Consider the following 306-nt stretch of genomic DNA (forward strand, 5'->3'; position numbering starts at 1 on the left):
CTCTTTACGAGAAGATCCACTAATTGGTGAATACACACTACAGTTGAAATTTTATTCCATGACGACTCGGAAAACTTCTGAGCATATGGGGTGCATTACGATTGTTATGGAGAGTGGTATTTTTTTGAAATGACTGGTTTGCTGAAAATTCATGCTGATGAGGACCTTGTGATGATTTGTAATTCCATGGCAATGCTGAAAGATTGTGCAAGAATGTGTGAAGCTTTTGGTCTTGTTGAAGGCGCCAATGATGATGCACTGGAATCTTATATTGTGGAACACACTTTTGTAGGATAAGAGGAAAGT

1 pseudogene is annotated in these 306 nt (G+C 38.6%); it reads left to right on the forward strand.

Features of this window, described 5'->3' with window-relative positions:
* Positions 1 to 297 (forward strand): annotated as a pseudogene (locus tag ACFINZ_RS11140) (ferredoxin--NADP reductase); the annotation flags it as partial.
* Between the last annotated feature and the right edge of the window lie 9 nt (positions 298 to 306).

The organism is Bartonella sp. AA81SXKL, assembly GCF_042196945.1.
Classification (GTDB): Bacteria; Pseudomonadota; Alphaproteobacteria; order Rhizobiales; family Rhizobiaceae; genus Bartonella.